The following is a 25,652-nucleotide window of genomic DNA, read 5'->3' as shown; positions in this document are numbered from 1 at the left end:
ATGGACATTGCGAACGGGCGGGGACGCCTCATATACGGCTGCATGGGCCTCGGCGGTCCATGGGAGGGTACCTCCTATGCTGCCGCGGACATCGACCAGGCAGCTGACGTCATCGACGCTGCCTTGGAAATCGGCATTGAACTGTTTGACCATGCCGATATCTACCGCAGCGGCAAGTCCGAGGCCGTCTTCGGGGAGGTCCTTGCCCGTTCGCAAGGTCTGCGCGACAGGATCCTGCTGCAGACCAAATGCGGGATCAGGCTGGGGGAGCGCGGGCTCGATACCCACTACGACCTCAGCCGGGAAGCCATCCTGGAGCGGGTCAACCAGAGCCTGAAGAGGCTCCAAACGGATTATGTGGACGTCCTCCTGCTGCACCGGCCGGATCCCCTCATGGACGCGCGCGAGGTGGCTGACGCCGTCGGGCAGTTGATGGCGGAAGGCAAGGTGCGGCACTTGGGTGTGTCCAACATGTCGGGTGCGCAGATCGGTTACCTGCAGGACCGTTTGGAGACGCCGATCGTTGCCAACCAGCTGGAGATGAGCCTTGCGCGCCGAGATTGGCTGGAAAGCACTGTGCTGGTCAACAATCCCGAGGGCCTCGACTACAGCTTCCCGCATGGAACGTTGGAGCATTGCATGGCCAACGGGATTGAGTTGCAGGCCTACGGCTCCCTTGCCCAAGGCCGCTACACGGGAGCGGGACTGGAATCACCGGCCGACGCCGCAACAGCCGCAATGCTCGACCGCCTGGCGGAGGACAAGGGCACCACGCCGGAATCGGTACTCCTGGGCTGGCTCATGAAGCACCCTGCCAAGATTTCGCCGGTGGTTGGCACTACCAATCCGAAACGGATCAAGGCCTGCGCCGACGCCGCAGCAACAGCGGCCAACATGTCCCGCGCAGAGTGGTACGGGCTCTGGACTGCGGCCCGCGGATCAAACATCCCTTAAACCCAACTGAGTCGCAGTAGTGCGCGTTACGGGAGCTCTAAACGCGCTTAACTGCGACTCAGTTGGGTTACAACAGCAACACATAAGACCCCCTAGGACAGTTCGGCCACTACGGAATACGTGCTCGAATCGCCCTGGATCGACTGGCTCAGCTTGCCGTCGATGCTGACCGGAATATCACCGGCAATGGTTACGCGGTTGAGCTTACGGGGCTGGCCGTCGTAGTTGTCCGGGGCGTAGTGCTGGGTGATGCGGTTATCGAACAAGACCACCTGGTTGGGCTCCCAGTTCACCCGGACCACGTTCTCCGGACGCGTCACGTAGGCCTGCAGCAAACGGATGATGTCCTTGGACTCCGTGTTGGACAGCCCCACAATCCGGAGCCGCTGTGCGAAGCCGCCAATGAACAGGCCGCGCTCGCCGGTCAGCGGGTGGACACGGACCACCGGGTGCGCGGTTTCAAACTTCAGCCGGGTGAACTCCTTGCGGCGTTCCTCGGCGTTGGCGTGCTCCAGGTTCTTGGGAACGGAGTAGTCGTAGTCGTTGGTGTGGATGGCCCAGAGGTTATCCGCGAAGTTCCGCAGTTCCTCCGGAAGGTCCTGGTAGGCACCTGCCGAGGAAGCGATCAACGTCTCGCCACCGTAGGCCGGGAGATCGATGCTGCGGAGCGTGGAAGCCTGCGGCGGGTTCACCACGAACGTGACGTCCGTGTGCCAGTTGTTGGCCGAGCCGTTCTCGCTGTCCACGGGCAGGACGTTCTCTTCGCCCTCGACGGAGGCCACGGTTGGGTGTGCCTTGGTCAGGGGTCCAAAGTGCGAGGCGAACTTCACCTGGGCTTCGTCCGTGAGGATGTTCGCTTCACGAAATACCAACGCCTTGTGCTCGTTGAGGGCAGAGCGGATCTGGGCCACGGTCTCCGCGCTGAGGTCTCCACTCAGATCGAGGCCACGGACCTCGGCGCCGATGCGTGAGCCGAGCTTCTTGAACTCGAGCTTGGTTTCGGTAATGACGGTCATGGGTTTTTCCTTTTCATTTCGGTGTTGGTGTGGCGGATGCCACGGGTCAAGCAGATACGGGTCAAGAGATCAGGCTGCGCCCGCGCCCACGGCGGTCCGCCAGCGGGAGAAGTGTCGTTCCAGGGCCACCAGGGCGAAGTTGACGGCCAGCCCCAGCAGGGAGACAGTGAGGATGCCCGCGTACATGTCCGGGATGAGGAAGCTGCTCTGGGCGTTGACAATCAGGTATCCCAAACCGGCCTTCGCGCCAACCATCTCGGCCGCGATCAGCACCAGGATGGACGCCGTTCCCGCCATCCGGATGCCGGTGAAGATCGTCGGCACCGCCGAGGGCAGGATGACTTTCTGGAACAGCCGGAAGTTGTTCAGCCCCAGGGACCGTGCAGCCCGGATGAGGAGCGGATCCACGGTTTTCACGCCGGCGATCGTGTTCAGCAGGACGGGGAAGAACGCTGCGTAGGCCACAATGCTGATCTTCGATTCCTCGCCGATGCCCAGCAGGAGCGTGAACACCGGGAGCAAGGCCAGGGCGGCCGTGTTGCGGAAGAGTTCCAGCAGTGGGTTCAGGACCGAGTTGAGTCGTCCGTACCAGGCAATCAGCAAGCCCAGCGACACACCCGCCACCAAGGCCGCGCCGAAACCTGCCACCGACCGGGTCAGACTGGCCGCGATATGGCCTTGGATGGTCCCGGCTTCGAACAGCTTGCCCCATGCGGCCAGGACTTCGTGCAGCGGCGGCAGGAATACCCTGGTGGACGGGCTGGCCAAATACGTCGGTCCGAGCTCCCACAGCAGCAGGAAGGCAAGGACTGCCGCGGATTTCCATATGGCGGAACCGGCAACTGCGGTGGCCCGACGCACCAAGGCGGGGACCGGCGTCGTGCGTTCAGTCGCCGAAGGGACGGAACGTTCGACGGCGGCAGCCGGCTGGGGCGCGACAGTTGCGGTTTCTGCCTGCGTGAGGGTGGTTGTCATCAGGCTGCGCTCCTCTCGGGAGTGGTTGCGGGTTCGTCGGGGGCACTGCCGTCTGGCAGGATCTTGCGGTGGCCGGCATCCTGCGCCCGCCGGACTTCGTCATGCAGGAGTGTCCAGACCTGGTGGCGGTGCTCCACGAAGGCAGGGTTGGAGCGGATGTCCTCATCACCGTCGCGGTCCGGAATATCGATGTCCACGATTTCCTTGAGCCGGCCCGGCCGGGCGCTGAGAACCGCAACCCGCTGGCCCAGGTACACGGCCTCATCGATACCGTGCGTGATGAAAACGATCGTCTTGCCCGTGGCCTTCCAGATCCGCAGCAACTCGTCCTGCAACTGCTCGCGGGTTTGTGCGTCCAGGGCAGCGAAAGGCTCGTCCATGAGGAGCACGTCCGGTTCGTAGGCCAGGCTGCGCGCGATGGCCACGCGCTGCTTCATGCCGCCGGAGAGTTCGTGCGGGAACCTGTCTTCGAAACCCGCAAGCCCTACCAACGCCAGGTACTCCTTGGCTTTCGCTGCGCGCTCGCGGCGGCTGAACTTCCTGCCGTCCGGCCCCTTGCCTTCCAATCCGATCGAGACGTTGGCCGAGGCCGTCCGCCATGGGAACAGGGCGTACTGCTGGAACACCACGGCACGGTCCTTGCCTGGGCCGGTGACGGGTTGGCCATCCACCAGGACGTCCCCGGACGTAGGCGTGGAGAGGCCGGCCAGCAGGTCCAGCAGCGTGGTCTTGCCGGATCCACTGGGTCCCACCAAGGTGAGGAACTCGCCGGCCCGGACATCCAGGCTGAGTCCATCGATGGCCGTGAGGCGGGTGGCCGCCGCACCCTTGGTGGCCCGGACAGTGAACTCCTTCGTGACGTTGCGCAGGCTGATTTTTGCCGTCATGGCTATCCCTTCTTCGCGAGATCGTTGAAGTCGTTGGTGTAGTACTTGGACGCCGTCAGCTTGCCCTTGAGAATGCCCGAGGAGTTCAGCCAGGCCTCCCAGCGGGTGAAGTCTTCGTCCTTGATCACTCCTGCGTCCGGTACGCCGGGGCTCTTCCAGAACTTGAGGTTGGCAGTGCTCTCGTTGCGGCCGCGGCTTTCGATGATCTTGGTGAAGCGTGCAATTACTTCTTCACGCGGTGTTTCCGCTGCCCACTTGATGGCCTTGGCTACGCCGGTGGTGAAAGTCCGGGTGGTGTTGGGGTTCTTCTCGATGAAGTCGTTGCGGAGGACGATCTGCCCGCCGGCGAAGTTGCCGAACAGTTGGACATCGCTGAAGAGTGACCGCAGTCCGCCTGCTGCAATGGCGTGGTCCTGCAGGACGCTGCCGAGCGTTCCTGCGTCCACCTGGCCGCGTCGGATGGCTTCCTCGGTGTCGTTCGGAGCCAGCGGAACCAGTTGGACTTGCTTGATCTCGTCCTGGCTCAGGCCGTTCTTTGTCAGCCAGGTGTTGATGACAGCCTCGTGGTGCGCGCCCAGGGTATTGACCGCGATCTTTTTGCCGATCAGGTCCTTGGGACCTTTGATATCGCTCTCAGCCTTGACGTAGTAGCCGCTGAAGGTTTTCTCGTCCGAACCGTAGTAGTTCACGACGCCCTTCACGGGGGCTCCGGCCTCGATCAGCTTCACCACTGCGCCGGAGAAGGCGCCGCCGAAGTCCGTCTGGTTGGTCGCCGCGGACTGGATATCCTGCGGACCGCTGGTGGTGTTACCCACCCAGTTCAACTTCAGGTCGCCAAGGTAGCCCAGGTCTGCGGCCAGCTCGGGGAAGGTCACGTTGTTGGCCGAGCCTTGGTAGCGGAGTTCCTTGACTTCGGTGCCGGCCTGATTGGCCTGGCCGCCTTGTCCGGCTTCGGCTGAACCGCCGCAACCAGACACCGTCAGCGCTAGTACGACGGCGGCCGCGACGCTCAGGAGTGGCAGTTTCAGTTTCATGGGAGCTACTTTCAGGTGGTTGGTTTGGGGTTGGGGTAACCGTCTGTGAAACGGCTTGGGAACGATGAAAGCCCATATCGACGGCGGCAGGGAAGTGATCGGGTAACGGCCGGAAACGCTGGGCAACAGCGGGCAACGCAACGAAATGCGGGGCCATTGAAGGCAACCAGGAGACACAAAGTACCCGTATTGAGCCCTGTGAAGCCTGTGTTCCGGCAGGTGACCTCCGGCGAAGCCACGGCCGAAAGCGACTGGTGCGTACCGGCGTCGGGCAGTCATACTGCTGGACCCCACAGCATTCGGGGGTTTAGTTCGTATTGATCCTCACAACCGGGCGCAATTCTTCGCTCCGTGGGCCGGTGGGCGGATACGGTAGATACATGACGTCTAGCATCGCCGCCGAGTCCGTTCGGCCTACCCGCAACATTCCTGCCGATATCGCCCGTTCCTGGCTCCTCGTGAACGCCATGAAAACAGAGCTTTTCGACGAATCCGCAGGCTCCCGGGCAGACGCCATCATCCTGGACATCGAAGACGCCGTTGACCCGTCACAGAAGGACACTGCCCGCGAGAACGTGGTGAACTGGCTCGCCGCCGGTGGCCAGGCCTGGGTGCGCATCAACGATGCCACCAGCCCTTTCTGGGCCGATGACCTCGCAGGCCTGCGCGGCACCCCGGGTCTGCTCGGCGTCATGCTGGCCAAGACCGAATCCGCGGACCAGGTCACCGAGTCCTACCACCGCATGGACGGCAAGACCCCCGTAATCGCGCTGGTTGAGTCGGCACTCGGCATCGAGGAGGCCAACCACATTGCCCGCGCTCAGGGTGCGTTCCGCCTGGCTTTCGGTTCCGGCGATTTCCGCCGCGATACGGGCATGGCAGCAACACCCGAGGCCATGGCCTACCCCCGTGCCAAGCTCGTCGTCGCCAGCCGCGTTGGAAACCTTCCGGGCCCCATCGACGGACCGACGGTGGGAACCAACCACCCGATCCTGCGCGAACAGACCGGCATCACCGTGACCATGGGCATGACCGGCAAGCTCTGCCTGGCGATCGACCAGACCACCGTCATCAACGAGGTCATCAGCCCCACGCCATCGGACGTCGCCTGGGCCACGGACTTCATGAACGACTTCGAAGCCAACGGCCGCGTCATCCGCGACGGCTCCGACCTGCCGCGTTTGGGCCGTGCAGAGAAGATCATGAAGCTCGCGGTGGCTTTCGGCGTCCAACCGTCCCTCTAGGGCGCTGGTCCGCTGAGCATGCTGGTCCACGGCGTCGTTTGGGACTCTTCCTCCCCGGTGCTGCGGCTCCACACCCCGGCGGGGGAGTTTACAGAGATTGCGTTGGCCCAGGGATCATCCCTGGGCCTGCGCGTTATCGCCGGTTTGTGGTGCCTCGGCCACGTCAAGGTACACGGACCAGGGAAGCGGACGCACGTCCCGTGCCGCTCGGGGTCTCCGGCAGAACGGGGCAAACAGTGCGGCGCCTGCTTTGCCAAGGACGATCCCCGGCTCATGCACGACTTCCATCGCGGAGGCTCCGTCCCGGCGGGGCTCCGGGCCTACCTCATGCAGCCGCACTGGCTCTACGTTGCCACCTTCGCCAACGGTGCCACCAAGATCGGCACCGCGTCCGCCCAGCGTAAATGGAACCGGCTCGCCGAACAGGGCGCTGTGCACGCCTCGTATGTGGCGAATGCCGAAGACGGCCGTGCGGTGCGCCTGCTCGAAGACCTCGTGACCAGGGAATTGGGGCTCGTCCAACAAGTCCGCTCCGCAGCCAAGGCGGCCTCCCTCGTGGAGCCGCGTTCCGGCGTCGAACTCCAAGCAATCAACCGGAAGCACGCCGTACGGGTGCGGGAGCTGCTCGGCGGATTGGCGATGACGGGCTACACCGTGGTGGACGAAGAGTGGGAGCGCCCGGCTTTGGCCGACGGCCTCTGCACTGCCCGCGCCGCCGGCGCCGTGCGGCACCCCTATCCAGCAGCGTTCGACGACGGCGGGCACGGACTGCGCGTCCGCTCGCTCTCTGGGGCGATCGCCTTGGCTGGCCTTCCGGATGCTGCCGGTGTTGAGGTGGAGGGCAGCTTCGTGGCCGACCTCGGCTCCCTGAAGGGCCGCAGGATCGAGCTCGGCGATCATGTCACCGAGATCCCTGCCCTACAGGATTCCCTGTTCTAACCCCGTTGTGTGGCCCGCTTTGCGGGGTATTTTGTGGTTTTGGGCCGTAGAGCGGGCCCCGCAACGCACGCCGGTAGACTTGAACGGTGCTGAACGAATTCTGGGCCACCGCCTCTACCGGTTACAAAGCGCTGGTCTTCAGTGCCATGGGCCTCATCGCCGTCGGACTCATCCTCTCCATAGCCGGCAACACCTCCGGTAACCAGGGCCTGGCTGTGGCTTCCCTTCCGGTCATCGGGCTGGGGCTGGTGCTCCACGTGGTGGGCATGGTGGTCCGCGGCCAAAAGATCCGCAAGAGCTACAAGAAATAACCGCTTCATCAGGCGGTATCCAACCTGCGGCCACACCCGGCAGGCCGATAGGGTTGGACCATGAGTATCAATCCGGACCTGCAGGGGCGAAGCTACCCTGCCGCAGAGGTTTACGACGTCGGCCGTGAAAAGATCCGCGAGTTCGCGAAGGCCGTGAAGGCCACCAATCCCGCGCACTTCGACGTTGAGACAGCACGGGCACTTGGCCACAGCGACCTCGTGGCGCCGCCGACGTTCGCCATCATCATTGCCCAGCGCGCTGACGCCCAACTGGTGGAAGACCCTGAGGCCGGGATCGACTTCTCCCGTGTGGTCCATGCCGACCAGCGTTTCACGCACCACCGTGCCATCGTGGCAGGCGACCGGCTGGTGGCCGAGCTCCACGTGGACGGTGTCCGCGCCATGGGCGGCGGCGCCATGATCACTACGCGCTCGGAAATCTATGCGCTGACCGACGGCGACGGCCGCGAGAAAGTCGCCACCACCACCTCATCCATCCTGGTCCGCGGAGAGGGACAGTAATGCCCAAGTTTGAAGACCTGGCAGTCGGCCAGGAAATTGGCACCCGCAGCATCGAGGTCACGCGCCAGGACCTGGTCAAGTACGCCGGTGCCTCAGGTGATTTCAACCCGATCCACTGGAACGAGGCCTTCGCCACGTCGGTAGAGCTTCCGGGTGTCATTGCCCACGGGATGTTCACCATGGGTTCTGCCGTTCAGTTGGTGAGCGACTGGGCAGGCGACCCTGCCGCCGTCGTCGATTACCAGACCCGCTTCACCAAGCCAGTCCTGGTCGCCGACACCACCGGCAGCGAAGAGGCAGGCGCCGTCATCGACGTCACCGGTGTGGTGGGAGCGCTCGACGCCGAGGCACGCACCGCCCGCATCGACCTCACCGTGGTTGCCGCTGGGCAGAAGGTCCTCATGAAATCCCAGGCAGTCGTGAAGGTTTCCTGAAACAAGGCCATACCCCCACGCTGCGGCGGAGGGCGTACCCAATCCCCGTTAGGCTTGATGGGTGACCCAGACGCTGCTTTCCGAACTGACCACGGCTGCCGTCGGCGGCCCCGCAGGTACTTACGTTGAGGCCCGCACCGAAGCTGAAATCATCGACGCCGTGCGCTCGGCTGATGCTGCGGGGGAGAAGCTGCTGATCATCGGCGGCGGATCCAACCTCCTCATTTCGGATGAGGGTTATCCCGGAACAGTCCTCAAGATTGCCTCGGAGGGACTCACCGTGGACTCCGAGGACAGCTGCGGTGGAGTCTCCGTGGTGGTCCAGGCCGGCCACAACTGGGATGCGCTGGTGGAGCATTCGGTCCTGCATGCCTGGTCCGGCCTCGAAGCGTTGTCCGGCATTCCGGGGGCCACGGGTGCCACACCAGTGCAAAACGTGGGCGCCTACGGTGCCGATGTTTCACAGACCATTGCCGCCGTGCGGACGTGGGACCGCCAACGCAACGCCGTGCAGACCTTCACCAATTCAGAGCTGAAGTTCGGCTACAGGGATTCCATCCTCAAACAGACCACCGTCGAGGGGTCGCCGCGATACGTGGTGCTGACGGTCGAGTTCCAGTTGGCCCTCGGGAGGATGAGTGCTCCGATCCGGTACGCCGAGCTCGCGAAGGTGCTCGGCGTCGAAGCCGGAAAGCGCGCCTACTCCAACGATGTCCGCCGGGAAGTCCTGAAGCTCAGGGCGTCCAAGGGCATGGTCCTTGACCCTGAAGACCGCGACACGTTCTCTACGGGCTCGTTCTTCACCAATCCGATCGTTCCCGCGGAGCAGGCTGCGGAGCTACCGGAGAACGCCCCGAAGTACCCCGCGGGGACGGATGGACTGGTGAAGCTTTCCGCGGCCTGGCTGATTGACCAAGCAGGCTTTACCAAGGGTTTCGGCCTGGATGAGTCAAGCGTCTCGGGCGGGCGGGCATCACTGTCCACCAAGCACACCCTGGCCATCACCAACCGCGGCTCGGCCTCCGCGGCAGACATGGTGGCGATCGCGCGCGAGGTGCGTGCCGGCGTCGTCGATCGCTTCGGGATTGAACTGCACCCGGAACCGTTGCTCATCGGGGTGGCGCTGTAACGCTCTAAGTCGCTAGCGGACGCGCCGCTCCGCGATGGGGAGAACCTTGTTGAGGAGAAGGAACGTCAGCCCGCAACTGACTGCCCCGAGCAGGAAAATCTGGCTGAAGGCGATGCTCTGCGGGGACGGCCCGCTGGGCAGGAAGAGCCCGGCCGCGGCGAACCCGACCAAACCAAGCAACATGACAATGGAGCCCAGCAGGAAACTGCGGACCTGCGCTGCGGCCGCCGGATAGAACCATGGTTCGGGGGCGTCGTCGTCGCGGTCGGAGACTGGCTGGCTCACGGCCGCGGTGCCGATCAGGAGGGCCGCGGCGGCGGTGGCGATGAGTCCGGCCAGCTGGATTCCCTGCATGGAAGGGGACAGGCTCACGCCCGTGCCGACTGCAACGATCAGTCCGGCGCCAAGCCCAATGGCGGTGCAGCACCAACCGGCGGCGGCAAGCCAACGGCTAAGCGGCCGCACCAGAGGGGCAAGATCACCAAAAAGCATGAAGCCATCCTAGGAAACGGTTCTGGAAGACCGCTGGGAGGCGCGGCAAGGTTCCCTGTGCCCCGGGAAGGCCCATAGGATGAAGCATGCCTGCGAAGCCGCTTTCCTCCAGCACGCTGTCCGTCCCGCCGCAGGTCATGGGCCGTCTGCGCATGGTCAGCCAGGGCCTGTTGGGCGGCGGGTTTCCCTCGGTTCCCGATGCTGTCCGCTGGATGACCGCCACGCAGGCGCAGGACCTTGGCCACGCGTTGTGGGCAGTGGGGCAGCGTGTGCCCGGGATAGCGGCTTCCCATGTGCGGGCTGCCCTGGATGCAGGGACCATCGTCCGTTCATGGCCCATGCGCGGAACCCTCCACCTGCTGGCGCCCGAAGACCTGCGGTGGATCCTGGCCATTACCCGTCCCCGCCTCATGAAGTCGCTGACCGCACGGCACCGGGAACTTGGCATCACCGCCGACGACGTGGGCCACGCCCGGGACATCGCCCTCAAAACCATGGACACGCTGAAGAACAGTGAAGGTTCAACCGGTGCCAGTCGTGAACAGCTCTTCGAGGCATTCGAGGAAGCCGGGCAGATCACCAAGGCCCAGCGAGGCATCCACCTCCTCGGCAGCCTCTGCCAGGAAGCATGGCTGGTCCAAGGCCCCATGGCAGGCACCAACGGCAGGGTAGGCGTCCAGCAGCTGTTCGTGCCCTTCGACGAGTGGATCAAGGAGTCCCGGGACCTCGACCGCGCGGAAGGCATCGCCGAACTCCTCTTGCGCTACATCCGAAGCCACGGCCCTGCCACCATCCGCGACTTCGCGTGGTGGAGCCAGGTGCCGCTCGCGGAGGCCCGGAAGGCCCTGGGCACAGTGCAGGAGCAGATGGTGGAACTCGCTTTCGACGGGACCAGCTACTGGCTCTCGCCGGAGACTGCCGCAATGCTCGACGCCGGTGTCCCCGGCTCCCGCTCGTTGCTGGCTCTGCCCGGGTTCGATCAATACCTGCTCGGATACCAGGACCGGAGCCTGGTTCTGGATCCTGGGCATGCCGAACTGGTGGTTCCGGGCCGGAACGGGGTGTTCAAACGGATCATTGTTTCCGGCGGCTCCGTGGTGGGGACGTGGGCGCGGGCGGGCAACGGGAAAGCAGCGGACGTGGTCCCTGAGCCTTTCAACGGTCAACTCGGTCCGGCCGCCGCCCGTTCCTTCCAGGCGCAGGGCAGGGCCTTCGCGAAGTTCATGGCGGGCTAGTGCCTTAACGTCGAAAACCCGCTCTTCCGTCGCTGCGCAGCAACGGAAGAGCGGGTTTGGGACGTGAATGCGGTGGAGCCTAGAGCTTGCCCGTCACAATGTTCAGCATGCGGCGCAGCGGCTCGGCTGCACCCCACAGGAGCTGGTCTCCGACGGTGAAGGCGCTGATGTACTCCGGGCCCATTTCGAGCTTGCGGATGCGGCCCACCGGGATGTCCAGCGTGCCGGAGGCTGCCACGGGGGTCAGGTCCGCCATGGAGGCTTCCTTGGTGTTGGGCACAACCTTGGCCCACTCGTTGTCCTTGGCCAGGAGGTTTTCGATCTCCGTGACGGACAGGTCTTCGCGGAGCTTCAATGTCAGTGCCTGCGAGTGCGAACGCATGGCGCCGATGCGGACACACAGTCCGTCCATCGCGATGTGTTCCTTGCCCGCGGCGCCCTTGGACGTGCCGAGGATCTTGTTGGTCTCGACTCCGGCCTTCCACTCTTCCTTGGACTGGCCGTTGCCGAGGTCGGCATCGATCCAGGGAATCAGCGAGCCGGCAAGCGGAACGCCGAACTGCGTGGCGTCCACGCCGGTGCGCTGGGTGGCGAGGACCTTGCGGTCGATCTCCAGGATGGCCGAAGCCGGGTCCTCGAGTTCGCTGCTGACCTCGTTGTTCAGGGTGCCGAACTGGTTCAGGAGTTCGCGCATGTGGCGTGCGCCGCCACCGGAAGCAGCCTGGTACGTCATGGACGTACCCCACTCCACGAGGTTGTTCTTGAAGAGGCCGCCCAAGCCCATCAGCATGCAGGAAACCGTACAGTTTCCGCCGATGAAGTCCTTCACGCCGCCGGACAGTCCGGCATCGATGACGTCGCGGTTGATGGGGTCCAGCACGATGATCGAATCGTCATTCATGCGCAGGGTGGAGGCGGCGTCGATCCAGAGGCCATCCCAGCCACGGCTGCGGAGTCCGCCGTGGACCTGCTTGGTGTAGTCGCCGCCCTGGGCGGTGACAATAATCGGCAGCTTGGCAAGCGTCTCGATATCGAACGCATCCTCGAGGTTACCGGCCCCATCAGCGAACGACGGGGCGGCACCTCCTGCGTTCGAGGTGGAGAAAAATACCGGGTTGATGTTGGCGAAGTCGTTCTCTTCCTGCATGCGGTGCATCAGGACGGAGCCGACCATGCCACGCCAACCGACCAGTCCAACGGACGGATTAGCTGCTGTAGTCATTCACCCAGTCTAAACTTTCGGACCCGGCCACCGCTGTTGGTTACGTCACCCGCACAACGTACGACGACGACACCCGCCACAGCGTCCGGAGGCACCGAAACGGAGCTACTGTCCGGCGTCGTGCTCCTGTAGCAGGGCTGCCTTCCGGGCACGCAGGGCGAAGAATGAACCGAAGGCGAAAACTTGCGTGACCACCACGAGGACGATGATGCCGGGGATCTTGTTGCCACCGATGATCATTGTCAGCCCCACGATTGCCGAGAGCAAAGCGAAGAGCGGCAGCAGCATGTAGCCCAGCACGAAGAGGGTTTCGGGTTTCTTGAGCATTGCCTGCATGTCCTGGTTCCTAGCTTTCAGTCCGGCGCCACGAGGTGAACCGGTAGTTCGTGCCGTTGTTGGCGGTGAGCCAGCCATCGGCCGGTGCCATGGTGTCAAAGGTCCAGTCGTCGCCGAGTTCCGGAGCGAAGGTGTCGCCTTCGAAGTCGGCGTCGATGATGGTGATGACCGCGAGGTTGGCCAGGCCCATGGATTGATCGAAAATTTCCCCGCCGCCGATGATCCACACTTTCTGCCCGCCGGGCGCGAACTGGGATTCGAGGAGGGCATCGTCCAGGGAGGACACCACGGTGGCGCCTTCAGCCTCGGGCGTCGATGCCCACTCCTCGTTGCGGGTCACCACGATGTTGGTGCGCCCGGGCAGGGGCCGGTACTTGTCAGGGAAGGATTCCCACGTCTTCCGGCCCATGATCACCGGGTGGCCGGTTGTGAGCTTGCTGAAGTGCTTCAGGTCCTCCGGCAGGTGCCAGGGCATGCTGCCATCTTTGCCGATCACGCCATTCTTGGTCTGCGCCCAGATCAAGCCGATGCCGGTCATGGCAGCAGCGGTTTCCTGGGTGAAGATGACGCCGGGAAGCTGCACGTTCGTCTCTTCTGATGGCGTGCTCATACGGCGATCGGCGCCTTGATGGTGGGGTGGTGGCGGTAATTGACCACCTCGAAATCGTCCAGTGTGTAGTCGAAGATCGAGTCGGGCTTCCGCAGGATGTTCAGCTGCGGGTACTCGTACGGCTCGCGGCTGAGCTGCTCCGTCACTTGCTCCACGTGGTTGTCGTAGACGTGGACATCCCCGCCGGTCCAGACAAACTCACCGGGCTCCAGTCCCAACTGCTGGGCCACCATGCGCGTGAGCAGCGCGTAGGAAGCGATGTTGAAGGGGACGCCCAGGAACGTGTCTGCCGAGCGCTGGTACAGCTGGCAGGACAACTTGCCGTCCGCAACATAGAACTGGAAGAAGGCGTGGCACGGCGGCAAGGCCATGTCCTTGAGTTCGGAGACGTTCCACGCCGACACAATGTGGCGGCGTGAGTCGGGATTGGCTTCCAGGCCCTTAATGAGCTCGGAGATCTGGTCGATGTGGCCGCCATCGGGCGTGGGCCAGCTGCGCCACTGGACCCCGTACACCGGGCCGAGTTCGCCGTCGGCGTCCGCCCACTCATCCCAGATGCTCACGCCCTGGTCCTGCATCCACTTCACGTTGGAATCGCCGCGCAGGAACCACAGGAGCTCCACTGCGACGGACTTGAAATGGATGCGCTTGGTGGTGATGAGCGGGAAGCTGGTGGCCAGATCGAACCTCAGTTGCCGGCCAAAAACGCTGCGCGTTCCGGTCCCGGTGCGGTCCGACTTGTGCGTGCCATTCGCCATGACATCGCGCAGCAGGTCTTCATAAGGGGTGGGAATGCTCACGAGTCCAGCTTACTTGTTTGGGCAAGCCGAGCCCGCAGCAGATCGATGAGTGTCTGCTCACGGACTCTCGCCTCCCGAGCCGCCCGGATCAATCCGTCGACGGCGGCCATGACCGCCGCGTCGCTCGCGCCTGTCCCGTTCGGGGCGGCAGGCGGGCCGACGACGACAGTCCCGTTCCGCCGTCGTGCCTCAATCAGGCCGGACTGCTCAAGTTCTTTGTAGGCGCGCGCCACGGTGCCTGCGGCGATGCCGAGATCAGCGGCGAGGCTCCGGACGGTCGGCAGCCGGCTGCCTGGTGCGAGCGCTCCGACGGTGATCAGCGAGCTGAGCTGCCTGCGGATCTGCTCGTAGGGCGGCACGGGATCGGCAAGGTCGATCGTGATCCCGGCAGTCATGGCGTTGCTTGGTTCTGCTTGGTGGCGCTGTCCCGGGGGATAGCGCGGAACAGGTTGCGGACAGGTGTGACGGCGGCAACCACGGCCAGCGCGAGAAGGACGGCGCCGATGATGGTTGACGGGCTCGGGGCGATCCTTTCGAACGCCGGGAAGAGTGCTCCCCAGGCTTCGACATTGACCAGCAACAACAATCCGGCGTTCGCCAGGAGGTAGGCGGCCAGCGTCCGGACGATCCGGAACATTGTGATGGCCCGAAGCGCGGCGTCCAGGCCGCGTTCGGCGTCACCCTCCGGAACAGCACGACGACGGCGGGGGGCCAGGATCGCGGCGGCCCCCACCAGCCCCACCCCGCAGGTCAGCAGCAGGGAAGCGGGCCACGACGGTGTACCCACCAGCATTGCCTGCCCAGCTCCGGTCAGGGCCATGGTCACGGCGAACACCGTTGCCGACGCGATGGTGAAGGCGAGCAGTCCCCTCGATACCGCTTGCCGCGGCCAGCGCAAGGGTGCTTCTGGGTCACCATAGTTGTGGGCGATCAGCAGTTCCCCGCCGATGATCACGAACAGGATCAACGTAGCTGTCACGGACACGACGATGGCCGGGCCCAGGGTTCCTTGTGTCTGTGCCGAAAAATAGCCAAACCACAGGCCCAGCGTCAGGAGGGGCAATGCCCCCACGATGCCCAGTACTGCGCCAAGGGAGATGCTGAGTTTCGCCGCGCCGTGCGTCCGCGGATCAGCCCGGAGGGTGTTGCCGCTCGTCGGCTTCCGGGACTCCTGGAGCGAGGGAAGCTTCGGCACTCGCCACCACCACATGACCAGCAGGACGGCAATATTGACGAAGCCGAGCGCATTGAGCCACGACGACTGCCAGGCGGCACCGGGCGCCGGAAGCACAGCAAAGTTGCCGGCGATGGCGCCCAGGCCCGCTGCAATGGTTGCAACTGTCCGGAGGAGGCGGTTGGCTGCGATGGAGCGCAGGACGCGGTTGTCCGCGCTGTCAAGGGTTTCGAGTTGGCGTCGCCGGGCGATGAGCACCAGTGCCAGCCATGTGCCCACCGCCAGGACGAACAGGGCACCGCCGAGCCAGGCAGCCAGTTCCCATCCGGCAATCCTCCCGTCCTGGTACCCCGAGTAACCGGTGTTGTACTCGGGAGGCTGGCCGGGGGAAGAGGGCGGGAGGACAGGAGCGTACGCCGGCAGCGTCGCGATCCAGGCGATGACCAGCGCTGCGTAGGTGAAGACGGACGCGGCAACCCAAGCCAGCTTTCGTGGGATGACGTCGCGGATCCTGCGGACGGTGAGTTCGGCGTACCTGCGCGGTGCTTTCGGTGCGGGATAGCTCCACTGGCCCAGGGCATGGACGGCCAAGGTAGCCAGGATCGGCCAGGAGAGGGCGTTGAGGAGTTGGCCGGGGGTAACGGGTGCAGCCGACGTTCCCGGGTTGGCCCGGATGATACCGGCGCTCATGGCTCCTTGGAGGGAACTGGCCATCCAGCCGATAATGCCCACCCACAGTCCATGCGATGCCACGGACTTTGCATCAGGCCGGGACCACACCTGCACCCGGAGGAAAACGTAAAGCAGAACTGCGCCGACGGCAGGCCAGAGCAACAGCAGCGGCGGTAGATCAAAGGACACGGTCAAGACCCCCCAAGTCTTCGAATCAATGTGTCAAGTATTTGATACAAAGACGCGGGGGTCAACCGGACTTAGTCGTCGAACGGCTTGACCTGCTCCACGGACACAATCTTCCGCTCGCTGCCCCGGACCACCTGGCACACGATCACTTCCCCCGGCGTGAGGAACGGATCCGACTCCGGGAGCAGCTTTCGCAGGGCGCCCGTCATGTGCAGGCCAAGTTGCTTCAGGACCGTGGGGAGGGCCGGCCGGTGGGTGCAGACCGCGATCGGCACCTGTTTGTCGAAGAGGGCTTCAACGGCGGCTGCGGTCTTCTTGGGTGACCGCTCGTGGTTGTGCTCCGTAAGTGCTTCGACCAGTTTGACCTTGGCTCCGCTGGCTTTGGCGTAAGGCGCAATGGTCGCCACGCAACGCACCCACGGGCTGGTCACGATCCGCTGTGGCTTCCATCCCTGCAGGAGGCGCTGCACCGCCACAGCCTGCCGCTGCCCCGTCGCGGCCAAGGGACGGTCGCCCTCGGCTTTGGTCCACGAGGATCGTGGCTTGGCCTTTGCATGGCGGATCAGCACCAGCGGCCACGTGTCCAGCTCACCTCGCACGTGGGCTTTCTCCAGGAACTCAAGTGGAGCAACGTCCGAGGGATTGCTCAGGAAGGATGCCGCCCTGTCCGGGCTGCACCACATCACGCTGTCTACCTCTTTCCCGTCGGGGCGCAGCAGGTCCCCGTTGACGCGAACGGCCCAGTAGTGGACCACTTTCAGGCCGGCGTTCACGTGATAGTGGATGGGTGGCAGGGGGATGCCCAGGATGCCTTCCAACCCAATCTCTTCGCGCACTTCACGGACAGCGCACTCCGGAACTGTTTCGCCGTCGTCGAGCTTTCCCTTCGGCCACGACCAATCGTCGTAGCGCGGGCGGTGGATGAGCAGCACCTCGAGGGTGCCTTTGTGGATGCGCCACGGAATGGCGCCGGCCGCGACGACGGCAACCGGTTCGCCCGGGTGGTCCGTCTGGTCTGCCACGGGGGTATCGCTGTTCAAGTCTTTCCTTACCGCCGTGCCGCTGCCCGCTGGCGGGAACGCGAAGCCAAAAGCCAGGACTGCATGTCCAGCAAGGGCTCGCCGTTCTCCGCCAGGTGGTGCCGGGTCCAGTGCCCTTGGTTGTCCAGGTGCCAGCTGGCGGTGCCATCGTCGACGTAGCGGCGCATGAGGTCCAGTACGGTGTTGACGTCGTCCTTGCTGGCCAGCTGGACCAGGGCTTCGACGCGCCGGTCAAGGTTGCGGTGCATCATGTCGGCAGAGCCGATGTACACCACGGGGTCGCCACCGTTCGCGAAGGCGAAAACGCGTGAGTGTTCAAGGAACCGGCCCAGGATGGAGCGGACGGTGATGTTCTCGCTAAGCCCCGGAACTCCGGGGCGCAGCGAGCAAATGCCACGAACCACGACGTCAACCTTCACGCCGGCCTGCGAGGCCCGGTAGAGGGCATCGATGATGGCTTCGTCCACCATGGAGTTGACCTTGATCTGCACGCGTGCCGGAACGCCTGCGCGGGCATTGCGGATCTCGGTCTCGATCCGGTCGATCAAGCCGGAGCGCACCGAACGCGGCGCGACGAGGAGCCTCTTGAACGTGGACTTCGGGGCGTAGCCGGAGAGCTGGTTGAACAGCTTGGAGAGGTCCTCACCCACCTGCTCGTTGGAGGTCAGCAGGCCCAGGTCCTCGTAGTAGCGGGCCGTGCGCGGGTGGTAGTTGCCCGTGCCGATGTGGCAGTAGCGGCGGAGGCCATCCACTTCCTGCCGGACAACCAAGGACAGCTTGCAGTGCGTCTTGAGCCCCACGATGCCGTAGACCACGTGCACGCCAGCCTGTTCGAGCTTCCGTGCCCAGGAGATATTGGCCTGCTCGTCGAAGCGGGCCTTGATCTCCACGAGCGCCAGGACCTGCTTGCCGGCTTCGGCAGCATCGATCAGGGCATCCACGATCGGGGAGTCGCCGGAGGTCCGGTACAGGGTCTGCTTGATGGCCTGGACCTTGGGGTCGGCGGCCGCCTGCTCAAGGAATGCCTGGACGGACGTGGAGAACGAGTCATACGGGTGGTGCAATAGGATGTCGCGGCGGCGCATGGCAGCGAATACATTGGCTGCCTTGGCCGTCTCGGATTCGTTCAGGTACCTGGACGTGTGCGGTACGTGCTTGGGGTAGTGCAGGTCCGGGCGGTCGATGCTGCCGATCACCGAGAGGCCCCGGAGATCGAGCGGCGCCGGGACGGAGTAGACCTCGGACTCCTCCACACCCAGTTCGCGGACCAACAGGGCGCGGATGTTCGGGTTGATGTCCGTGGTGACTTCAAGGCGCACAGGCGGACCGAAACGGCGGCGCAGGAGTTCCTTCTCCAGTGCCTGCAGCAGGTTCTCCGCGTCGTCCTCTTCCACCTCGACGTCTTCGTTGCGGGTGACGCGGAAGGTGTGGTGCTCCAGCACTTCCATGCCCGGGAACAGTTTGTCCAAGTGGACCGCGATGAGTTCTTCCAGGGCAATGAAGCGGGCTACGCGGCCGGGGATGGCGCCCGCGCGGGGTCCGTCGACGGAGATCAAGCGAGGCAGTTGGTCCGGAACCTTCACACGGGCGAAGAGTTCCTTTTCGCTGACCGGGTTGCTCACGATCACGGCCAGGTTCAGGGAGAGCCCGGAAATGTAGGGGAACGGGTGGGCCGGATCCACGGCCAGGGGAGTGAGGATCGGGAAGACCTTCTCCTGGAACATGAGGCTGAGCCGGTGGCGTGCTTCCTCGTCGAGTTCGTTCCAATGCATGATGTGGATGTGCTCGTAGGCCAGCGCGGGGCGGATCTGCTCTGCGAACACGCGGGCGTGGCGTTCCTGCAGCTTGTGGGCTTCCTCGCCGATCTGTTCGAGGACCTCGATGGGGCTCAGGCCTGCGGGGGAGGGGACGGCAAGGCCCGTGGCGATGCGGCGCTTGAGTCCGGCAACGCGGACCATGAAGAACTCGTCCAGGTTGGAGGCAAAGATCGAGAGGAAGTTCACGCGTTCCAGCAGGAAGAGGTCCGGATCTTCGGCAAGCTCCAGGACGCGCGAGTTGAACGCAAGCCAGCTGAGCTCCCGGTCAAGGAAGCGGTCCGGTGAGATGTCGCCTTCGGGTTCCAGGCTCGGCGCGAACTCGGGGATGTCGATGCGGTCCTGGGTGGCCCGCGCTGCCGGCACTTCAGATGAGCCGAAGCGCGCGGGCAACGTTGCGCCCTTGGAGGTGGATCCGGCGGTTCCGACGGGGTCCGGCTGCATGGGTTTCTCCTAAGCTCAGGACTGGGGTTTCCTCCCACATTACAAGCAATTGGGTGGCCCGAATCGAAGATGTCCAGGCCTTTCCGGCACCCGGACACAGTGGGTTAAATTTTGGTTAACGGTCCATACATAACGTCCGTGTCCCAGCGGACAAAGCCCAGTTTTTGGTATAGGGCAACGGCGGCCTGGTTGTCCGCGTCCACATAGAGCATCACGGAGTGCAGATCCTTGTCCTGGAGGTACCGGATGCCGGCCACGGTCAATGCCTTGCCCAGGCCCATGCCCTGCGCCTCAGGAGCAACGCCCACCACGTAAACCTCGCCCATGGCCGGGTGGGTTCCCTGCCGGGGGTGGATCTTGGTCCAGTGGTAGCCCAGGAGGTTGTCGTCGGGATCCACGGCCAGGAGGAAGCCCTCGGGATCGAACCAATCCTCGGCCTCGCGGGCCTGCAGATCGGCCAGAGTCATGGAGCCCTGCTCGGGATGGTGTGCGAAGGCGGCGCGGTTGGCCGCAAGCCAGGCCTGCTCATCCTGGCCCGGGACGAAGGCGCGCAGTGAAACCTCCGGCGGCAGGCCGGCGTCGGGCAGGGCGGCGGTGGAAGACATTAACCGCATCTTTCTCAGTTCCCGAACCGGTCCGTACCCGAAGCGGGCGGCGAGTTCGGCGGCGGCCTCGTGGTCGCCGTGTGACCACGCCGTCAGTCCCTCGAAGCCCCGCTTGTCCCGCAACGCCGCCAGCAGGCGGCCCGCTACTCCCTGGTTGCGGTAGCTGGGGTGCACGGCCAGTTCCAGGACGCCGGTTCCGTCGGGCGCTTCAATGACGACGGCGATGCCCGCGAGGTCGTCCGCGGTGGCGGGATCCGAATCCTCGTCCGGAGCATAGAGCGCCAGCGAAAGCAGGGAATGCCCGCCCCCGTCCGCGCCGCGCAAGGTGACCAGCGTCTGCTCCGAGAGCGGGGGGTTCCCATCCGCTTCGCCTGCCGCAGTCGCGAGCGTGGTGAAGTCCCTGAAGAGTCCGGGATCCAGGGCGCCGGTGATGAGCAGTACGGGCCAGTTCTCGGGGTGCGCGTGACTCATGATGCAAGGCTATACGCCTCGGGCAAGCCCTGCGATTTTGCTGTGGCAGGCGAACCGGGGTAGTCTCGATATCTCGTTCGGCCGTGAAAGCCGGATGCGAGGGGGATCCACCAGTGGGGTGGCTTCGATACGTTCGACCCGTATGTCCTCCACAACAAAAAGAAGGCCGGGAATCACTGGGATTCCCGGTCTTCTTTGCTTTCGTGTCAGGCTTCCGAGAGCTCGTCGTCCGGCAGCCGGACCAGCGTCAGGCGGTAGCCGACGTTGCGGACCGTGCTGATGAGGTTCTCGTGGTCCACGCCAAGCTTCGCTCTCAAACGACGGATGTGCACGTCCACCGTGCGCGTACCGCCGTAGTAGTCATAGCCCCAGACCTCGGTCAGCAACTGCTGGCGGGTGAACACGCGGCCAGGGTGCTGCGCGAGGTACTTGAGGAGTTCGAATTCCTTGAAGGTCAGGTTGAGCGGTTGGCCGCTGACGCGGGCGGTATAGCTCGCCTCGTCGATCACGACGCCGGCCGCGCGGATTTCGGTCTGCGTTTCCTCTTCGCCCGGTACGGCCCGCGCCATGGCAAGGCGGATGCGGGCTTCGACTTCTGCAGGACCGGCAGAGTCGAGCACGATGTCGTCGACGGACCAAGCCGAGGAAACGGCCGCCATGCCGCCCTCGGTCAGGATCAACATGAGGGGTGCGCTCAGGCCGGTGGCCTTGAGCAGTTGGGTCAGGGAGCGTGCGCCTACCAGGTCCTTGCGTGCATCAAGGAAGACGATGTCCGTGGGGTCTGTTTCAAGCAGGGCTGTAGGTTCTGCCGGAAGGATGTGCACACGGTGGTTGAGCAACTCCAAGGCAGGCAGGATGTCCACCGATGAGCCGGTGCTGTTCGTCAGGAGCAGGATGTGCGACATAGTTCCTCCAATGGGCTGTCCGCGCATCATCGGGCGTCGAAACCGGAGTTTCACCGGCCGGTCACGGTGAACTGCGATCGCCTTTGCCGTTGTAACGGGATCGAGGCAAACACAGTGCACTGTTGATGTCCGAGTATACCCACCAGGGCCCTCACAGTCAGGGATTCGTGACGGGCAGGCACCGCAATTACGACATATGGGGCCGCCATGAGGCAGGATTGTCGGAGGGTCGTTAGGCGCATCGAATCGAGGATCGGGCACACAGTGAAGTCTTGGAGCATTGGGGTATTCGGACTCGTGGCCCTCGCAGCCATTGTGGCCAGCACCTTCGTTTCCCGGGAAGCCATGGTGGGCGTGGGAATAGTTGCATCCGCCGCTGTGGGAATTGGATGGCCGCACTTCCTGGCCGTCCCCGCCAAGAAAACCCTTGCCTCCGTCATTGCTTTGGCTGGCGCCGGCTCAGCCATTACTGCCGCTTATATGCCTGCGCCGGGATTCCTGGACGGCACGCCTGCCTTTATTGCGCTGGGCGTGATGGCCGTCTTCGTCATTCAGCTCGTCAGGGGCACGGGACAAGCGCAGCGCCTTGAATCCACCCTCGGCTGTTGCGCAGGCGTCTTGCTTAATTGCCTCGGTGCGGGATGGATAGCCGGAGCCCGGTTCAATGGCGTCAAGGAAATGGTGGTGGTTGCCGGCCTCAGCGCCGCGGTTGCGTTGGTGGTGGGCATCATTCGCTGGCCGGACCGCATTGTTGCGCCGCTGGGCGTTGTCATGGCCGGACTGATGGGGCCGCTCGCCGGACTGGTTTTCTCCGACATCGCCGTTATCCCCGCCGCGTTGGTGGGCGTGGCCATGGGCTCGGTCCTGGTGTGCTTCCGCCGCATGACCACCCTCCGCCGTGGCCGCCTCAACCTCCCCGCGGTGCTCGGCATGGGGGTCGCACCCGTCTGGGCTGTGGGGGCGCTCGCATACTTCATAGACAAACTACTCATCTACTAACGGTTAGGATGGCATCATGTCTGTTCTCGCATTTGAAATCTTCTTCCTGGTCCTCCTCGGCCTCGCCAGCATCTCCATGGCCTGGTTCGCCGGTTTTGTTGTTTACCGTCTTTTCAAGGGCCAGAAGTAATCAGCCCCTTTCCGCAGTTCAACAGAGGTAGTTGTTGTGCCCATTGAGATCCCAACAGACCTGACCCCTGAACTCGTCCCCCTTTCCTGGCTCATTGGCGAGTGGGAAGGCCGCGGCCGTCTTGGCAGCGGTGACGAGGAATCGGAGCATTTCGTCCAGCATGTCTCCTTCACCCATAACGGACTGCCCTACCTGCAGTACCGGGCGGAGAGCTGGATCAGCGACGACGCCGGCACAAAGTTGCGCCCGCTGACCGTTGAGACGGGTTTCTGGGCGTTGGAACGCGAGCTCCAGGAGGGCGACGGCGGCCCCGGGCTGGTTCCCGCTGACATCGTCCCCGTGCTCAAGACCGCTGACGACGTCGAAGAGCGCCGCAACAAGGATGGCGGCTTCGACATCTCGGTATCGATCTCCCACCCGGGCGGTATCACGGAGTTGTACTACGGCCAGATCAAGGGCCCGCAGATCCAGCTCAGCACCGACATGGTGATGCGGGGGAGCCACTCCAAGGAATACACGGCCGCAACGCGTATCTTTGGCCTTGTTGACGGCAACCTGCTGTGGCGTTGGGATGTCGCGGCCAACGGAAAGGCGCTCGAAGCCCACGCTTCGGCATTCCTGCACAAGGTTTCCTGAAGCGCCGAGCGAGGTCTCACTGAACGTTCCATAAAGCAACCAGCAAAGGAGCAGCAAGTGACCACCAACCTCAAGCCCGGAGGCTATGAGGGCCTCAAAGCCGTGTTCTTCAACGGAACGCTCAAACCCTCTCCACAGCTCAGCAACACCGATGGCCTGATCCGCATCAGTCGGGACATCATGGAAAAGCAGGGCGTCTCGACGCAGTTGTTCCGGACCGTGGACCATGACATCGCCACTGGCGTATACCCGGACATGCGGGAGCACGGCTGGAAGAGCGATGAATGGCCGGAAATCTATCCCGCCGTTGCCGATGCGGACATCGTGGTGGTGGCGGGGCCCATCTGGCTGGGCGACAATTCGTCCCAGACCAAGAAGCTGATCGAGCGCCTCTATGCCCACTCAGGCGAACTCACCAGCAAGGGCCAGTGGGCGTTCTACCCCAAAGTGGGAGGCTGCCTCATCACAGGCAACGAGGACGGCATCAAGCACTGTTCCATGAATGTTCTGTACAGCCTCCAGCACATCGGCTTTACCATCCCGCCCCAGGCTGACGCAGGCTGGATCGGCGCCGTCGGTCCCGGGCCCAGCTACCTGGACGAGGGATCGGGTGGTCCGGAAAGCGACTTCACCAACAGGAACACCACGTTCATGAGTTGGAACCTGATGCATCTGGCCAAGCTCCTGCGCGACGCCGGCGGCATCCCCGCCTACGGGAACCTGCCCGAGGAATGGAAAGCCGGAACGCGCTTCGATTTCGAAAACCCCGAATACCGCTGAGGAACCGTACCCGGCAGGGAATACGACCGAACACCAAGGACTTCTACTACATATGACTTACAAGAGCCCTCTGTTGTCGCGCCCTGGCGCTGTCGAGGACACCGGCCTCGATGCCGGTGTCGCGGCCCACTACGGCGAGCCGCTGCGCGAGCAACGCGCCCTCGCAACCGGTACCGCCGTCGTCGATCTCTCGCACCGTGGCGTCGTGACCGTGACCGGACCAGACCGGCTCAGCTGGCTCAACACCCTGTCCTCCCAGCAACTCACCAACCTGCAGCCGAAGGTGGCCAGCGAACTGCTGCTGCTCAGCGTCCAGGGCCGCATCGAATTCGATGCTCGGGTTATTGACGACGGCGGCACCACCTGGCTGATCGTCGAGGCGGCAGAGGCCGAACCCCTGGCGGAGTGGTTGAACAAGATGAAGTTCATGCTGCGCGTCGAGATCGCCGATGTTTCGGCGGAGTGGGCCGTCCTTGGGTCCACCCGGCCGGTGGAACAGTTGGCCGGCCGCTTGGTCTGGGAAGATCCATGGCCGCATGTTGGTCCGGGCGGTTATTCGTACAGCCTGGTTCCCGAGGAATCGCATCCTGGGCTTGAGCGTCCGTGGTTCGAGTACCTCGTCCCCTCTGCCGAACTCGAAGCCGCCGTGGAAGGCCTGCCCCTGGCAGGTGCCATGGCCGCAGACGCCCTCCGGATCGCTGCGTGGCGGCCCCGTCTTGGCGCCGAGACCGACGACAAGACCATTCCGCACGAACTGGACCTGATCCGCACTTCCGTCCACTTGAACAAGGGCTGCTACAAGGGCCAGGAGACCATTGCGCGGGTGCATAACCTCGGGCATCCGCCACGGCGCCTGGTCTTCCTCCAGCTGGACGGGTCGCAGCACACGCTTCCTGCGGTGGGCAGCGTCGTATTTGCGGGGGAACGCAAGGTAGGTACTCTGACATCGGTGGCGCAGCACTTCGAGATGGGCCCGGTGGCTTTGGCGGTCATCAAGCGTTCAGTGTCGGCTGAGGATACTTTGACGGTGATGGACGGCGACGAGCCCTACGTCGCGGCCCAGGAAGTGATCGTCGCCCCCGACGCCGGACAGGTAGTCGGGCGCCAGACCGGATTCCTGAAGGGACCCCACCGATGACCCAGCCCACCAGCCCCGAGGCCGCCAGCCCGCAGGCTTCCCCGCAGGCCGACGACGAAACCCTGGCGCTGGCCGACGCCTTGTTCGACGCCGCCAGGGAAGGCGACTCCGAATTGTTGCGGGGTTACCTCAACGCCGGCGCTCCAGCGACGCTGACCAATGCCGCAGGGGATTCGCTGCTCATGCTCGCGGCTTATCACGGTCACGAGGAAACCGTTCAGCTCCTGGTGCACCACGGTGCGGACGTCAATGCTGCCAACGACCGCGGCCAGACCCCGCTCGCCGGAGCGGTCTTCAAGGGCTACGCCGGTGTTGCCCGCGTATTGGTGGACGCAGGTGCCGATCCCGACGCCGGAACGCCCAGCGCCCGCGACGCGGCGAAGATGTTCGCACGCACGGAGATCCTGGAACTGCTGGGTTAGTCCCGGCCTAAACCCTTCCAACAAGAAACCCTGTTGCCCGTGGCAACAGGGTTTTCTTGCATCTGACTATTCCACGTGGAATAGTTGTTATGG

The 25,652-nt window shown here is 64.1% G+C and carries 28 protein-coding genes; 13 read left to right on the top strand and 15 right to left on the bottom strand.

Annotated features, from left to right (window positions below):
- A complete protein-coding gene (locus ACFVSJ_RS05950) occupies positions 1-954 on the top strand; it encodes an aldo/keto reductase family oxidoreductase (protein ID WP_387435131.1) in 954 nt (317 codons plus the stop codon).
- Between the two features lie 92 nt (positions 955-1,046).
- Here the strand turns inward: ACFVSJ_RS05950 and ACFVSJ_RS05945 are convergent, their stop codons facing one another.
- The 4 genes from ACFVSJ_RS05945 to ACFVSJ_RS05930 all read right to left on the bottom strand — a co-directional run bounded on the left by ACFVSJ_RS05945 (position 1,047) and on the right by ACFVSJ_RS05930 (position 4,866).
- Positions 1,047-1,970, bottom strand: a complete 924-nt coding sequence (locus ACFVSJ_RS05945) for a TauD/TfdA dioxygenase family protein (protein WP_387435130.1) — start codon at positions 1,968-1,970, stop codon at positions 1,047-1,049.
- Between the two features lie 69 nt (positions 1,971-2,039).
- Positions 2,040-2,945, bottom strand: coding sequence for an ABC transporter permease (locus ACFVSJ_RS05940; protein WP_387435128.1), 906 nt, complete (start codon positions 2,943-2,945; stop codon positions 2,040-2,042).
- A complete protein-coding gene (locus ACFVSJ_RS05935; RefSeq protein ID WP_387435126.1) occupies positions 2,945-3,832 on the bottom strand; it encodes an ABC transporter ATP-binding protein in 888 nt (295 codons plus the stop codon). Before ACFVSJ_RS05935 ends, ACFVSJ_RS05940 begins: the two co-directional genes overlap by 1 nt.
- Before the next feature lie 2 nt (positions 3,833-3,834).
- Positions 3,835-4,866 (bottom strand): ABC transporter substrate-binding protein, encoded by a 1,032-nt coding sequence (locus ACFVSJ_RS05930; protein ID WP_387435125.1) that lies wholly within the window; start codon positions 4,864-4,866, stop codon positions 3,835-3,837.
- 380 nt (positions 4,867-5,246) lie between these two features.
- Between ACFVSJ_RS05930 and ACFVSJ_RS05925 the strand changes: the two genes are divergently transcribed.
- From ACFVSJ_RS05925 to ACFVSJ_RS05900, 6 genes are all read left to right on the top strand, one after another.
- On the top strand, positions 5,247-6,110 hold the full coding sequence (locus ACFVSJ_RS05925; protein WP_387435123.1) for an HpcH/HpaI aldolase/citrate lyase family protein: 864 nt from the start codon (positions 5,247-5,249) through the stop codon (positions 6,108-6,110).
- A gap of 18 nt (positions 6,111-6,128) precedes the next feature.
- Positions 6,129-7,049 (top strand): DUF2797 domain-containing protein, encoded by a 921-nt coding sequence (locus ACFVSJ_RS05920; protein ID WP_387435122.1) that lies wholly within the window; start codon positions 6,129-6,131, stop codon positions 7,047-7,049.
- Positions 7,050-7,135: 86 nt separating this feature from the next.
- A complete protein-coding gene (locus tag ACFVSJ_RS05915) occupies positions 7,136-7,360 on the top strand; it encodes a DUF3188 domain-containing protein (protein ID WP_387435120.1) in 225 nt (74 codons plus the stop codon).
- A 60-nt stretch (positions 7,361-7,420) separates the two neighbouring features.
- A complete protein-coding gene (locus ACFVSJ_RS05910) occupies positions 7,421-7,882 on the top strand; it encodes a MaoC family dehydratase N-terminal domain-containing protein (RefSeq protein WP_387435118.1) in 462 nt (153 codons plus the stop codon).
- A complete protein-coding gene (locus ACFVSJ_RS05905) occupies positions 7,882-8,316 on the top strand; it encodes a MaoC/PaaZ C-terminal domain-containing protein (RefSeq protein ID WP_387435117.1) in 435 nt (144 codons plus the stop codon). The genes ACFVSJ_RS05910 and ACFVSJ_RS05905 overlap by 1 nt, the downstream gene beginning before the upstream one ends.
- Positions 8,317-8,377: 61 nt before the next feature.
- Complete coding sequence (locus tag ACFVSJ_RS05900; RefSeq protein WP_387435115.1) at positions 8,378-9,445, top strand: UDP-N-acetylmuramate dehydrogenase; 1,068 nt, start codon at positions 8,378-8,380, stop codon at positions 9,443-9,445.
- Between the two features lie 12 nt (positions 9,446-9,457).
- Here the strand turns inward: ACFVSJ_RS05900 and ACFVSJ_RS05895 are convergent, their stop codons facing one another.
- Positions 9,458-9,937: a hypothetical protein gene (locus tag ACFVSJ_RS05895; RefSeq protein WP_387435114.1), complete on the bottom strand. Its 480-nt coding sequence runs from the start codon at positions 9,935-9,937 to the stop codon at positions 9,458-9,460.
- 86 nt (positions 9,938-10,023) lie between these two features.
- Here ACFVSJ_RS05895 and ACFVSJ_RS05890 point away from each other — a divergent pair, with 86 nt between their 5' ends.
- Positions 10,024-11,172, top strand: coding sequence for a winged helix DNA-binding domain-containing protein (locus tag ACFVSJ_RS05890; RefSeq protein ID WP_387435113.1), 1,149 nt, complete (start codon positions 10,024-10,026; stop codon positions 11,170-11,172).
- Between the two features lie 79 nt (positions 11,173-11,251).
- Here the strand turns inward: ACFVSJ_RS05890 and asd are convergent, their stop codons facing one another.
- The 10 genes from asd to ACFVSJ_RS05840 all read right to left on the bottom strand — a co-directional run bounded on the left by asd (position 11,252) and on the right by ACFVSJ_RS05840 (position 21,454).
- Positions 11,252-12,394 carry an aspartate-semialdehyde dehydrogenase gene (asd, locus tag ACFVSJ_RS05885; protein ID WP_387435112.1) on the bottom strand — a complete coding sequence of 381 codons (1,143 nt, stop codon included), beginning with the start codon at positions 12,392-12,394 and terminating at the stop codon, positions 11,252-11,254.
- A gap of 105 nt (positions 12,395-12,499) precedes the next feature.
- Positions 12,500-12,721, bottom strand: a complete 222-nt coding sequence (locus ACFVSJ_RS05880; protein WP_387435216.1) for an NF038396 family protein — start codon at positions 12,719-12,721, stop codon at positions 12,500-12,502.
- A 19-nt stretch (positions 12,722-12,740) separates the two neighbouring features.
- Positions 12,741-13,340 (bottom strand): dihydrofolate reductase, encoded by a 600-nt coding sequence (locus ACFVSJ_RS05875; protein WP_387435111.1) that lies wholly within the window; start codon positions 13,338-13,340, stop codon positions 12,741-12,743.
- Positions 13,337-14,140 (bottom strand): thymidylate synthase, encoded by an 804-nt coding sequence (locus ACFVSJ_RS05870; protein WP_387435110.1) that lies wholly within the window; start codon positions 14,138-14,140, stop codon positions 13,337-13,339. The genes ACFVSJ_RS05875 and ACFVSJ_RS05870 overlap by 4 nt, the downstream gene beginning before the upstream one ends.
- Complete coding sequence (locus ACFVSJ_RS05865) at positions 14,137-14,535, bottom strand: GntR family transcriptional regulator (protein WP_387435109.1); 399 nt, start codon at positions 14,533-14,535, stop codon at positions 14,137-14,139. The genes ACFVSJ_RS05870 and ACFVSJ_RS05865 overlap by 4 nt, the downstream gene beginning before the upstream one ends.
- Positions 14,532-16,175, bottom strand: a complete 1,644-nt coding sequence (locus ACFVSJ_RS05860; RefSeq protein ID WP_387435108.1) for a hypothetical protein — start codon at positions 16,173-16,175, stop codon at positions 14,532-14,534. The genes ACFVSJ_RS05865 and ACFVSJ_RS05860 overlap by 4 nt, the downstream gene beginning before the upstream one ends.
- A 71-nt stretch (positions 16,176-16,246) precedes the next feature.
- Entirely contained in the window at positions 16,247-17,215 is a 969-nt protein-coding gene (locus ACFVSJ_RS05855; RefSeq protein ID WP_387435107.1) for an NUDIX domain-containing protein, read from the bottom strand.
- A gap of 8 nt (positions 17,216-17,223) precedes the next feature.
- Positions 17,224-19,473, bottom strand: a complete 2,250-nt coding sequence (locus ACFVSJ_RS05850) for an RNA degradosome polyphosphate kinase (RefSeq protein WP_387435105.1) — start codon at positions 19,471-19,473, stop codon at positions 17,224-17,226.
- A gap of 104 nt (positions 19,474-19,577) precedes the next feature.
- Entirely contained in the window at positions 19,578-20,549 is a 972-nt protein-coding gene (gene mshD, locus ACFVSJ_RS05845; protein ID WP_387435103.1) for a mycothiol synthase, read from the bottom strand.
- Between the two features lie 206 nt (positions 20,550-20,755).
- Positions 20,756-21,454: a response regulator transcription factor gene (locus ACFVSJ_RS05840; protein WP_216925061.1), complete on the bottom strand. Its 699-nt coding sequence runs from the start codon at positions 21,452-21,454 to the stop codon at positions 20,756-20,758.
- Positions 21,455-21,718: 264 nt separating this feature from the next.
- Here ACFVSJ_RS05840 and ACFVSJ_RS05835 point away from each other — a divergent pair, with 264 nt between their 5' ends.
- The 5 genes from ACFVSJ_RS05835 to ACFVSJ_RS05815 all read left to right on the top strand — a co-directional run bounded on the left by ACFVSJ_RS05835 (position 21,719) and on the right by ACFVSJ_RS05815 (position 25,559).
- Positions 21,719-22,453: a permease gene (locus tag ACFVSJ_RS05835; protein WP_387435102.1), complete on the top strand. Its 735-nt coding sequence runs from the start codon at positions 21,719-21,721 to the stop codon at positions 22,451-22,453.
- Positions 22,454-22,619: 166 nt separating this feature from the next.
- Positions 22,620-23,219: an FABP family protein gene (locus ACFVSJ_RS05830; RefSeq protein WP_387435101.1), complete on the top strand. Its 600-nt coding sequence runs from the start codon at positions 22,620-22,622 to the stop codon at positions 23,217-23,219.
- A gap of 57 nt (positions 23,220-23,276) precedes the next feature.
- Positions 23,277-23,999: a flavodoxin family protein gene (locus tag ACFVSJ_RS05825; RefSeq protein ID WP_387435100.1), complete on the top strand. Its 723-nt coding sequence runs from the start codon at positions 23,277-23,279 to the stop codon at positions 23,997-23,999.
- Between the two features lie 52 nt (positions 24,000-24,051).
- Positions 24,052-25,137 (top strand): YgfZ/GcvT domain-containing protein, encoded by a 1,086-nt coding sequence (locus ACFVSJ_RS05820; protein WP_387435099.1) that lies wholly within the window; start codon positions 24,052-24,054, stop codon positions 25,135-25,137.
- Positions 25,134-25,559: an ankyrin repeat domain-containing protein gene (locus tag ACFVSJ_RS05815; RefSeq protein WP_387435097.1), complete on the top strand. Its 426-nt coding sequence runs from the start codon at positions 25,134-25,136 to the stop codon at positions 25,557-25,559. The genes ACFVSJ_RS05820 and ACFVSJ_RS05815 overlap by 4 nt, the downstream gene beginning before the upstream one ends.
- Positions 25,560-25,652: the final 93 nt, after the last annotated feature.

The sequence above is a fragment of the Paenarthrobacter sp. NPDC058040 genome (assembly GCF_042885775.1).
Classification (GTDB): Bacteria; Actinomycetota; Actinomycetes; order Actinomycetales; family Micrococcaceae; genus Arthrobacter.
The sequence above is the reverse complement of the archived record's forward strand: the minus strand, read 5'-3'. Positions and strand labels throughout refer to the sequence as shown.

Coding starts and splice junctions, on each gene's coding strand:
- ACFVSJ_RS05950 (WP_387435131.1), top strand. CDS start 1: ATGGACATTGCGAACGGGCGGGGACGCCTCATATACGGCTGCATGGGC.
- ACFVSJ_RS05945 (WP_387435130.1), bottom strand. CDS start 1,970: ATGACCGTCATTACCGAAACCAAGCTCGAGTTCAAGAAGCTCGGCTCA.
- ACFVSJ_RS05940 (WP_387435128.1), bottom strand. CDS start 2,945: ATGACAACCACCCTCACGCAGGCAGAAACCGCAACTGTCGCGCCCCAG.
- ACFVSJ_RS05935 (WP_387435126.1), bottom strand. CDS start 3,832: ATGACGGCAAAAATCAGCCTGCGCAACGTCACGAAGGAGTTCACTGTC.
- ACFVSJ_RS05930 (WP_387435125.1), bottom strand. CDS start 4,866: ATGAAACTGAAACTGCCACTCCTGAGCGTCGCGGCCGCCGTCGTACTA.
- ACFVSJ_RS05925 (WP_387435123.1), top strand. CDS start 5,247: ATGACGTCTAGCATCGCCGCCGAGTCCGTTCGGCCTACCCGCAACATT.
- ACFVSJ_RS05920 (WP_387435122.1), top strand. CDS start 6,129: ATGCTGGTCCACGGCGTCGTTTGGGACTCTTCCTCCCCGGTGCTGCGG.
- ACFVSJ_RS05910 (WP_387435118.1), top strand. CDS start 7,421: ATGAGTATCAATCCGGACCTGCAGGGGCGAAGCTACCCTGCCGCAGAG.
- ACFVSJ_RS05905 (WP_387435117.1), top strand. CDS start 7,882: ATGCCCAAGTTTGAAGACCTGGCAGTCGGCCAGGAAATTGGCACCCGC.
- ACFVSJ_RS05895 (WP_387435114.1), bottom strand. CDS start 9,937: ATGCTTTTTGGTGATCTTGCCCCTCTGGTGCGGCCGCTTAGCCGTTGG.
- ACFVSJ_RS05890 (WP_387435113.1), top strand. CDS start 10,024: ATGCCTGCGAAGCCGCTTTCCTCCAGCACGCTGTCCGTCCCGCCGCAG.
- asd (WP_387435112.1), bottom strand. CDS start 12,394: ATGACTACAGCAGCTAATCCGTCCGTTGGACTGGTCGGTTGGCGTGGC.
- ACFVSJ_RS05880 (WP_387435216.1), bottom strand. CDS start 12,721: ATGCTCAAGAAACCCGAAACCCTCTTCGTGCTGGGCTACATGCTGCTG.
- ACFVSJ_RS05875 (WP_387435111.1), bottom strand. CDS start 13,340: ATGAGCACGCCATCAGAAGAGACGAACGTGCAGCTTCCCGGCGTCATC.
- ACFVSJ_RS05865 (WP_387435109.1), bottom strand. CDS start 14,535: ATGACTGCCGGGATCACGATCGACCTTGCCGATCCCGTGCCGCCCTAC.
- ACFVSJ_RS05850 (WP_387435105.1), bottom strand. CDS start 19,473: ATGCAGCCGGACCCCGTCGGAACCGCCGGATCCACCTCCAAGGGCGCA.
- mshD (WP_387435103.1), bottom strand. CDS start 20,549: ATGAGTCACGCGCACCCCGAGAACTGGCCCGTACTGCTCATCACCGGC.
- ACFVSJ_RS05840 (WP_216925061.1), bottom strand. CDS start 21,454: ATGTCGCACATCCTGCTCCTGACGAACAGCACCGGCTCATCGGTGGAC.
- ACFVSJ_RS05820 (WP_387435099.1), top strand. CDS start 24,052: ATGACTTACAAGAGCCCTCTGTTGTCGCGCCCTGGCGCTGTCGAGGAC.
- ACFVSJ_RS05815 (WP_387435097.1), top strand. CDS start 25,134: ATGACCCAGCCCACCAGCCCCGAGGCCGCCAGCCCGCAGGCTTCCCCG.